This window comes from Anaerorhabdus sp., from assembly GCF_036637135.1.
In the GTDB taxonomy this organism is placed as follows: Bacteria; Bacillota_I; Bacilli_A; order Erysipelotrichales; family Erysipelotrichaceae; genus Anaerorhabdus.
The window spans coordinates 1-8,579 of the sequence record NZ_JAVWNC010000076.1 but is presented as its reverse complement, the minus strand read 5'-3'; the positions used below and the strand labels follow the sequence as shown (position 1 = coordinate 8,579).

Genomic DNA, 8,579 nt, shown 5'->3' with positions numbered 1-8,579 from the left:
GCACCGGTACTACATGCGTACTTTGATGTGTTCTCAGGATTTATACAAATGTTTATCTTTATTACATTAACAATGGTATTTATCGGAAACGAATTACCACAAGAATAGATGATTGAAATAGAGGAGGAAAATTATTATGGATATCACTAGAGGTTTAGTAGCAATTGGAGCAGGTCTTGCAATCATGACTGGTATGATGACTGGTATTGGGCAAGGGTTTGCAGCAGGAAAAGCAGTAGAAGCAGTAGGTCGTAATCCAGAAGCAGAATCAAAAATAAGAACAATGTTAATCGTTGGGTGTGCGCTTGCAGAAACATGTGCTATCTACGGTATGTTAATTGCGTTCTTATTAATCTTCGTTTTCAAATAGGAGATATTTACCTAATTGATCACGAAGGAGGTATGAATGATGATCGATATCGATATCGCCAATCAGTTATTTCCTAATCCAACAACAATGGTTATACAATTGCTAGCGACAGGAGTTCTATTTTTCTTTGTATACAAATACTTATGGGATCCTGCACGAGACATGTTAGAAAAAAGATCGCATGTTATGCATTTGAAACTCCAAGAAGCAGAAACTAAATTAGAAGAAGCTCAGTCGGATAGACAAAGAGCTCATGATGAAGTTTCTAATGCTTATCACAAATCACAGGAAATAATTGCTAAGGCTGAAAATGAAGCTAAAAATGTAAAAGAAGATATTCTTGAACAAGCTAAAGTAGAAGCAACAACAAAACTCGAAAAGGCACGTGAAGAAATCGCACTTGAAAAACATCAAATGCGTGAAGAAATGGTAGATGAAATGGTTACTGTAGCTATGCTTGCAGCTGAAAAATTAATCAGTGAAAAAGTAGATAGTAGCCAAGATCAAAAAGTAATCGAAGATTTCGTAAAAGAAATGAGTAATCATAATGGATCAATTAGCTGAACGTTATGGTATAGCACTTTTTGAGTTAGCAAAAGAAGAAAATCAAATTGATGAATGGCAAAAACAAGGGAAAATAATTCAAACGGTTTTAACACCAGAAATGAATAAATTCTTTGTGGCTGAACAAATTACAAAGGAAGAGAAAAAAGAAGTGTTGATTCAAGCATTTAAAAATGTATTAAGTCCACGTATGTTGGATTTCGTATGTTTATTAATTGATCATCATCGCTTCACCCATATACAATCAATATTAATGGGTTTTAATTCTGCATGTAATCAATCTAAAAATATTAAAGAAGGTTTTGTGTATTCCGCAAGACCATTAACAGAAAATCAAATTCACGAAATTGAAGATGCAATGTCGAAGAAGATTAATTTTAAATGCGAGTTAATCAATCGTATTGATGCAAGATTGTTATCAGGGTTTAGAGTTGTTATTGATAATGAAGTAGTAGACACTTCAATGAAAAATAAAATCATGAATATGAAACGTGAATTACTTCAAGGAGCGAGGTGAGACCAATGGAGTTAAGACCTGAAGAAATAAGTGCTTTAATCAAAGAACAGATTAAACACTATCATGATAAGATCGAATCTAATGATGTTGGTACTGTTATTCGAGTGGGTGATGGTATTGCGTTAATTCAAGGTTTAGATCGCGCTATGTCAAGTGAGCTATTGTTATTCCCAGGCGATGTATATGGGATGATTTTAAACTTAGAAGAAAGTCATGTTGCCGCTGTATTACTTGGTAATGATACAGGTATTAAAGAAGGCGATGAAGTAAAACGTACAGGGCGTATTGTTGAGGTGCCAGTAGGTGATGGTATGCTTGGACGTGTTGTAAATGCATTGGGACAACCAATTGATGGTAAAGGTGAAATCGTATCAACGAAGACAAGACCTATCGAACGTGTTGCTCCAGGGGTTATGACAAGAAAAGGTGTACATCAACCATTAATGACTGGACTTAAAATTATTGACTCAATGATTCCTATTGGAAAAGGACAACGTGAGTTAATTATTGGTGACCGCCAAACTGGTAAAACAGCAATTGCGATTGATGCGATATTAAATCAAAAAGGACAAAATGTAAATTGTATTTATGTAGCGATTGGACAAAAAGCAAGTACAGTAGCGCAAATCGTAGAAAAACTAAGACAACGTGGTTCAATGGAGTACACAACAATTGTTGCAGCAACTGCAAGTGAACTTGCACCATTGCAATTCATTGCACCTTATGCTGGATGTACGATTGGTGAGGAATGGATGGAACAAGGTAAAGATGTGCTCATCGTTTATGATGATTTAAGTAAACATGCGGTAGCTTATCGTACAATGTCACTTCTAATTCGTCGTCCACCAGGACGTGAAGCATATCCTGGAGATGTATTCTATTTACATTCTCGTTTATTGGAACGTGCAGCGAAATTAAATGATGAATTGGGTGCTGGTTCATTAACTGCATTGCCAATCATTGAAACGCAAGCTGGAGATATCTCAGCATATATTCCAACCAATGTAATTTCTATTACTGATGGACAAATTTTCTTACAAACTGAATTGTTTAATTCAGGGGTACGTCCTGCGGTAGATAGTGGATTATCAGTATCACGTGTTGGTTCGGCTGCACAAACAAAAGCAATGAAAAAAGTATCAGGTTCATTAAAACTTGATCTTGCACAATATCATGAATTATTAGCATTTACTCAATTTGGTAGTGATTTAGATGCAATTACAAAATCAACAATTGAGCATGGTGCTCGTTTAACTGAATTATTAAAACAAGGACAATATTCACCATTAAGTATGTCATACCAAGTGTTATCACTTTATGCAGCAAAAGCTGGATTCTTGAAAGAGGTTGCAGTTGAGCAAGTAAAACAGTTTGAAGAACATATGCATAAATTCTTTAAATCGAATCATGCTGAATTAGTTGATGAACTTGAAAAGAGTGGTGCATTAACTGAGGAACTTGAAAAGAATATTCATAGCGCAATGGAATCCTTCTTAGAACAATATCGCTTAATGATTGAGGCATAGTCTATGGCACAAGGAAAGCAAGCCTTAAAGCAAAGAATACGTTCAATTAATGCAACAAAGAAGATTACTAGTGCAATGGAATTGATTGCGAATTCAAAACTTCAAAAACAAAGAAATTTGATGGAGAAGAATCGTGAATACGCAAATGTTTTAAAGAAAACCGTTGGTGAAATTCTTGCGAATAATCAAGGATTAGATAATCAATTTTTAAAAGAAAAGAAATCGGATAAACGTTGTACGATTATATTCTGTAGTGACTTAGGATTATGTGGTGGCTACAATGCGAATATGATGCGTCTAGCACAAGAAGTACTTAATCCAGATGATCCAGTTATCTTAATTGGTACAAAACAAATTCATTGGTTAGAGCTTAGAAATTTCAATGTCATTAATGAACATATAAGTTCTGATAACATAACATTTATGGAATTAAAAAAACTTGTGGATCAAGCAATTGAAATGTTTATAAAAGATGAAGTATCAGGAATTCAAATACTTTATACAGAATTTGCAAACACTGTAACGTTCAATCCAGTTATGGAAACACTTCTTCCTTATTTTGCAAAGAAAGAAGATTTGAAAGTTGAGAAAAGTTCAGTGGCAACAGATTTTGAGCCAAGTCCTAATGAGATATTAAATTCGTTAATTCCAATGATGCTTGAAAATGTTGTGTATAGTATTTGGATGCAAACAAAAACAGCTGAGCAAGGATCTCGTCGTTTGGCTATGGAAAGTGCAACAGATAATGCAACTGAATTAAATGATAAATTAGTACTAGCATATAACCAAGCAAGACAAGCTGCAATCACTCAAGAGATTACAGAAATTGTTTCGGGCGCAGATGCCTTGTAGAAAGGATTAGAATATGGCAAAAAATATAGGTAAAATTGTACAGGTCATTGGACCAGTAGTCGATATTCGATATGATAGTGGCGTATTACCATCATTGCTAAATGCAATTGAAATCGTAAAAGATGAAAATGAGAAATTGGTCGTTGAAGTTGCACAACATGTTGGAGACGATTGTGTCCGCTGTATAGCAATGGGATCAACAGATGGTTTAGTACGTGGTATGGATTGTATCGATACAGAGAGTGCTATTAGTGTTCCAGTAGGTGCTGAAGTTCTAGGTAGAATGTTCAATGTGTTGGGTCAAGAAATTGATGAATTACCTCCACTTGGACCGGAAGTAAAAAGAATGCCTATTCATCGTGATGCTCCTTCATTTGAGGAACAACAAACATCAGCTGAAATATTAGAAACAGGAATTAAAGTTATCGATTTATTATGTCCTTATGCGCGTGGTGGTAAGATTGGATTATTCGGAGGTGCTGGAGTTGGTAAAACAGTTCTTATGCAAGAATTAATTCATAATATCGCTAAAGAACATGGTGGACGTTCAGTCGTTGCTGGAGTGGGTGAAAGAACTCGTGAAGGTAATGATATGTATCATGAAATGAAAGATTCAGGTGTTTTGGATAAAACAGTTTTAGTTTATGGGCAAATGAATGAATCACCTGGTGCAAGAATGCGTGTTGCATTATCGGGATTAACAATGGCGGAATACTATCGTGACTTTGAAGGTCAAGATGTATTGTTGTTTATTGATAATATTTTCCGTTTTACACAAGCAGGATCAGAAGTATCAGCGTTATTAGGACGTATGCCATCAGCTGTAGGATATCAACCAACTCTTGCAACTGAAATGGGACAACTACAAGAACGTATTACTTCTACTAGTCGTGGATCAATTACATCTGTTCAAGCAATCTATGTACCAGCGGATGACTTAACAGACCCAGCGCCAGCAACAGCATTTACACATCTTGACGCAAAAACTGTACTAGATCGTGGTATTGCGGCATTAGGAATCTATCCTGCTGTTGACCCACTTGAATCAAGTAGTAGAATTCTAGATCCTTTAGTTGTAGGAGATGAACATTATGCGGTAGCGCGTGGTGTCCAAGTACTACTTCAACGTTATAAAGAACTTCAAGATATCATCGCAATCTTAGGTATGGATGAATTAAGTGAAGAAGATAAAATTCTTGTTAACCGTGCACGTCGTGCAAGAAATTTCTTATCACAACCATTTAATGTTGCTGAACAATTCTCTGGTATTCCAGGAAGATATGTACCATTAAAAGATACAATTAGTAGCTTTAAAGATTTACTTGCAGGTAAATATGATAATCTACCTGAACAAGCATTTATGTTTGTAGGAACAATTGAGGAAGCAGTAGATAAAGCTGGAAAGTTAGGTTAATCTGATGATTCTATGCAAAATAGTAACTCCCTTTGGTAAATACAAAGAGGTAGAAACACCAATTCTTAATGTTAGAAATAATATTGGAGAAATGGGTATACTTCCAAACCGTATGCCAATTGTAACCATGTTAGAAATATCGAAAATGAGTACAATTGAAAATGGTAAAAAAGAGGAATATGCAATTGGTGGCGGACTTCTATATTTCAAAGAGAATGAAGCAATGATTCTTGTGGACTCAATTGAGAATAAAGATGAAATCGAAAAAGAACGTGCATTAGCTGCAAAGACAAGAGCAGAAAGTCTTCTTAACAAAAATGATGAAAGTGTTGATATCAAACGTGCAGAGTTGTCTCTAAAACGTGCTATGAATCGACTCAAAGTTGTTGGTGAATAATATCAATTTAAATCTAATTCCATTTGTGATACGTACTACTGTTTATCTAGCGTGTTTTGTCGCTACAATGTATGGATTAAGCAGTGTGAATTATGAGAAATTTATTAAGAAGGGTAAAGTGATTCCAGCGCAAGTATTATATTTACTTGTTGCATTGGCAATTGCTAAACTCGCAGGAGATTTTTTATTAAGCCTTGCCTATAGAGTACTTTAAACCGCAAAACAATGCGGTTTTTTTTAGTTTTTAAATGTATATTGACAAATGTCGGTGCAAGATATACGATATTGCTGACAAATGTAAGTGAAGGAGGTAATTATGGAAAAAGGTATGACTATGTTATTAGAAGTTTCGTTTATGATGTCAATTCTAATTTTAGGTATGATATTACTTAAACCAATCTTTAATAAAAAATATGGCATCAGAATGCGATATTTTATTTGGTTGTTTATTACGCTTCGATTATTGATTCCCGTTAATGTATCTTTGCCAAAAGCCGTTGAAATTGAAATACCAACACGCCAAACATCCTTTGTGATGCCCATAAGAGAAGTTACAGAACCAATTGATAATAATGCAATACAAAAAGATGTAGTTATTAATGATACATTGACACCCACAAAAGAAGTGCTTGCTGAGCCAACATCAATAATGATATCTTCACTCAGCATATTATTCATTGTATGGATTATTGGAGTAGTGTGTACGATGGGTTATCAATTTATTAAATATCGAATCTTTATATATAAAGTTAAACGCTCAAGTCATGAAATTTCCACTAACATTAATCACCTAATACATGAACTTCAATATAAATATCCCTGTTTATCAAAAATCAAGATTGTTGAGAATGAAAATGTAACAAGCCCAATGCTAATGGGAGTCATTCATCCAATAATTGTCATCACAGATTCAACTCTACCAGAGAAACAATTGAGTATAATTCTTGAACATGAACTGGTACATCATACTCGCCATGATCTTTACTATAAGTTACTCTTACTCATTGTTCAATGTATTCATTGGTTTAATCTAATTGTGTATTTGATGGTTAAGGAAGTAAATAACGATATTGAATTCTCATGCGATGAACAGGTGTTAAATAATTCAACAATTACATTTAGAAAAGAATATGGAAACACAATTCTTACATTACTTAAGTCAAATACATCAAAACAATCTTCATCATTAACTACAAATTTTAATGGAAATAAGAAAGTAGTAAAAGAGAGGTTTAATATGTTAATTGATACGAGAAAGAAATCAAAAGGGATAAAGATAATAATCTTATCATTATTATTGATAAGTATTGTTGCTTCATTAATATCATGTAGTAAACAAGAAAGGTTAAGTGATAATGTTTCAGTAAAAGAAACTGAACAAACAGTAAATTATCAATTTTATAATGACCTTCAATTGATATTTAAAAAAAGTGATCAAGTAACCATTGATGCTATTGCAAGTATGACTGAAGCTAATGCAAAATATACAACATTTGTTGTAAGAGCTAAAAACGAATATGAACGCGACGTAGAATTAAAAATGGCTGTAGTTCAATTTAATGCATCAATGGATAATCCAACCAATGAAATGAAACAACTAAAGGATTATGAGCATGTTTATTTCATGAACAATGAATACGGAATTTACTATCAAACGAATTATAGATTTGAAACATTTGTGGATATGAAACAGTTGTTTAACTTATCGTATAAAGAGACAATCATCACGGAAGAAAACATTGATGATAATGTAAATGTATGTAGCATTGTTATACCTAAAGAAGGATATACAACTGAAATTACATTAGCAGAGAAAACAGAGAATTTGAGTATAGATAATTTTTATAAAAATTTTGGGGATAACATCTCGAAAGGTGAACTACCCTATGCATATAAATTAAATAACGAGTTAATTGAAAAATGTAAATTTAATCATATGCAAAATGATATGTATGTTGCACCAGATTGGATTAATCCAATTAATGGATATGATGATTATTTAAAATCATTAAAAAATCCGCAATACGTAATCTATCATCTTGAAAACAATTACTTAGTTGGTAATGATGAGATAATTGAATTGAAAGATGATACAAGTTTAGAAAAAGTTAATGTTGTTTTTACAGATGACTATTCGAATGAACTAAATAAATATAAAATAGATTTTGAACTAATTGATGGTGTAAAGAGGTATATACTGGAGGATGATTTAGTTATTAGCTACCCAATTGATATTAGTGACAAAGTACAAATTTCTTACAAGAAACAAACAGGAGAAATTTGGGAATACTTCGAACTTTCAAATGGTAAAAAAATACCATTAGACTATAGTCATGAGGAAGCAAATATACGAAATAGTTATCTTATAAGTATGTCATCATTATTGATGGATTTTCCAGATATCATCACAGATAAAACAGAAATAATACCGTATATGATGAATGATGAAGAAGTTGAGGAATATATTTTATCTCAAAAAAATTTAGTAAATAAATCGATTCAAGGATATCAGTAAGAAAGGAAAATACATAATGAAAAAATTGCCTGAAGCAGAATTAGAAGTAATGGATATCTTGTGGAAAGCGGATCATCCTCTTAAGACAAGTGAGATTGTGGAACGATTAAATAAGAATTGGGTTATGTCTACAGTTCAAGTACTGCTAACTCGATTGGAAGATAAAGGATTTGCAGGGAGCAATAAAGAAAAAAGACTAAAATATTATTATTCTATTATTAAGGAAGATGATTACAAGAAACTTGAAACAGAATGGTTATATAAAAAAATTCATAACAGTTCTATGAAGAGTTTAATTGCCTCACTTATTGATTCGGACGAATTGAATGCACAAGATATAAGTGAACTAGAAGAAATGATGAATAAACTAAAATAAGAAAAGAATTGAAAAGTAAAAGCTTTAGAAAAAGATGAAAGTACTATT

10 protein-coding genes are annotated in these 8,579 nt (G+C 33.0%); all 10 read left to right on the top strand.

Annotated features, from left to right (window positions below):
- Positions 1–136 precede the first annotated feature (136 nt).
- The 10 genes from atpE to RR643_RS10465 all read left to right on the top strand — a co-directional run bounded on the left by atpE (position 137) and on the right by RR643_RS10465 (position 8,531).
- The gene (gene atpE / locus RR643_RS10510; RefSeq protein ID WP_078710887.1) at positions 137–370 is read left to right on the top strand and encodes an ATP synthase F0 subunit C; all 234 of its coding nucleotides are present in this window, start codon (positions 137–139) and stop codon (positions 368–370) included.
- A 36-nt stretch (positions 371–406) separates the two neighbouring features.
- Positions 407–934: a F0F1 ATP synthase subunit B gene (atpF, locus tag RR643_RS10505; RefSeq protein ID WP_332469438.1), complete on the top strand. Its 528-nt coding sequence runs from the start codon at positions 407–409 to the stop codon at positions 932–934.
- A complete protein-coding gene (gene atpH / locus RR643_RS10500; RefSeq protein ID WP_332483180.1) occupies positions 918–1,451 on the top strand; it encodes an ATP synthase F1 subunit delta in 534 nt (177 codons plus the stop codon). The genes atpF and atpH overlap by 17 nt, the downstream gene beginning before the upstream one ends.
- A 5-nt stretch (positions 1,452–1,456) precedes the next feature.
- Complete coding sequence (atpA, locus tag RR643_RS10495; RefSeq protein WP_332483179.1) at positions 1,457–2,977, top strand: F0F1 ATP synthase subunit alpha; 1,521 nt, start codon at positions 1,457–1,459, stop codon at positions 2,975–2,977.
- A 3-nt stretch (positions 2,978–2,980) separates the two neighbouring features.
- Positions 2,981–3,829, top strand: coding sequence for an ATP synthase F1 subunit gamma (gene atpG / locus RR643_RS10490; protein WP_332469435.1), 849 nt, complete (start codon positions 2,981–2,983; stop codon positions 3,827–3,829).
- Positions 3,830–3,842: 13 nt separating this feature from the next.
- Positions 3,843–5,243 (top strand): F0F1 ATP synthase subunit beta, encoded by a 1,401-nt coding sequence (gene atpD, locus RR643_RS10485; protein ID WP_332469434.1) that lies wholly within the window; start codon positions 3,843–3,845, stop codon positions 5,241–5,243.
- Positions 5,244–5,247: 4 nt separating this feature from the next.
- Positions 5,248–5,640, top strand: coding sequence for an ATP synthase F1 subunit epsilon (gene atpC, locus RR643_RS10480; RefSeq protein WP_332469433.1), 393 nt, complete (start codon positions 5,248–5,250; stop codon positions 5,638–5,640).
- Entirely contained in the window at positions 5,633–5,854 is a 222-nt protein-coding gene (locus RR643_RS10475; protein ID WP_332469432.1) for a DUF1146 domain-containing protein, read from the top strand. Before atpC ends, RR643_RS10475 begins: the two co-directional genes overlap by 8 nt.
- Positions 5,855–5,956: 102 nt before the next feature.
- Positions 5,957–8,155 (top strand): M56 family metallopeptidase, encoded by a 2,199-nt coding sequence (locus RR643_RS10470; RefSeq protein WP_332483178.1) that lies wholly within the window; start codon positions 5,957–5,959, stop codon positions 8,153–8,155.
- A gap of 16 nt (positions 8,156–8,171) precedes the next feature.
- The gene (locus RR643_RS10465; protein ID WP_332469430.1) at positions 8,172–8,531 is read left to right on the top strand and encodes a BlaI/MecI/CopY family transcriptional regulator; all 360 of its coding nucleotides are present in this window, start codon (positions 8,172–8,174) and stop codon (positions 8,529–8,531) included.
- Positions 8,532–8,579: the final 48 nt, after the last annotated feature.